Source organism: Segatella copri (genome assembly GCF_019127135.1).
In the GTDB taxonomy this organism is placed as follows: domain Bacteria; phylum Bacteroidota; class Bacteroidia; order Bacteroidales; family Bacteroidaceae; genus Prevotella.
On record NZ_JAHOEA010000140.1, the window covers coordinates 1 to 1,598 of the forward strand.

General features: G+C 43.9%; 1 pseudogene. It reads right to left on the minus strand.

From position 1 onward, the window contains the following. Positions 1-50 precede the first annotated feature (50 nt). Positions 51-1,598 (minus strand): annotated as a pseudogene (locus tag KSW37_RS15520) (hypothetical protein); the annotation flags it as partial.

The window sequence follows — 1,598 nt, forward strand, 5'->3', positions numbered from 1 at the left end:
ATATGTATATTTATAAACAAGCAAGTTGATATTTATTCACTTGCGAAACTTCAGTAAAGATTGTAACCGCTGATTTCTTTCTTCTCGCCAAATACCTTTCCAATTGTTATGTTATTGTCGCCGTTTGTCAAGAAAGGAATTTCCTGCTGACACTTCGTGCACTTGTCGTTCTCATCATATTCGTGACCGGTTGCTGAAACTACAAGATTGCTCACCTCTTGTGTCATCAGCTCGTCAGAGAAAGGCTTATGGCAAAGATTACATTCCCAATATTCCATTTTGCCATCTACGGTACAGGTAGCAGCCTCGGATTTGTGATGTATGGGACTATCGCCATGATTAATCGAAAATGTGCCCTCTTGTGCAGGCTTTGTGTTGGTAAATGTACCTGTATCTTCCAACTCTCCTGAACATTTCATTTTCACAGGACTATCCGAATACACCTTATTCGTAGAGCCAAGTAAAGGATAATTGTCGGTATTCAGTTTTTGCCCCCATTTTGCACTTTCTGAGGCATTTTCATGGAGTAAAAAAGCAACCAATCCGCTCTTCAACTGTTCTGCAGAAAATGCCATTATCTTTTCGACAGATGTCATTGAGCCATATCCGATAGCCTTGACAGCATCATCTGTCTGCTCTGTTCCATTGATGGTAAGTTTAGCACTGCTGTTGTATGCCAAAATGCCAGAAGCGGTGATTGAGTAGCCTTTGCTTATTTCTCCAACAAGGAGACCGGCACAATCTGTATCAGAAGTAGCTGTAACATAACCAGTGCCAAGCACATTGTTCAGATTGCATTTACGAGCAGTTCCTATTAAGTTTCCAACCATATCAGCTCCAGTTATATCGCCATAGTTAGCACTGTTCTGAATGGTTCCAAAGTCAAAAGATCCAACCATGCCGCCAACGATTGACTCACTTCCTGTTACGGTACCATAATTGGCGCATGAAGTGATGGAACCGGCACCGACATAGCTACCTACAACTCCTCCGAGAGATCTTGTACCCTTCACTGCTGCACGGTTTTCGCAGTTGCTGATGTCACCACTTGCATATCCTGCTATTCCGCCAGTTGACATATTCCCATCTACCGAACAGTTTGCCAAGGTCTTGATATTTTCAATAGCACAAGAACCGGCGTCTCCTACCAATATTCCAGAGCGCAAAGCAGTATTCTTTACCTTCGCATTGTCGAAAATGATGTTCTTGATGCTGCCATAATTTGCATAGTAGAAGAAACCGGTATTATCAGAGGTGGCATTGATGTAGAGATTACTGATGGTCTTCCCTTTGCCATCGAATGTACCAAGATACTGATAATTTGAGTTACCGATAGGAGTCCAGCTGAGCTCTTCTGTATACTTGGTGCCATCCTTCGCATGGCAAAACTCTGCCAAGTCGATATTCTCAGTCAGCTCGGCTGAAATACTATTATTACCGCTATTCACCTGATTGCGGAACCACGCCAGTTCGGCAGCAGAGGATATCTTATAAGGATTGCCTACTGAGCCATCACCACTGGAAGGCTTCGCTTGTGCCCATGCCCCCCCAGCCCGTCCGAGAACGGCCGTTTTGGGGTGTATCACATAGGGTAGAAC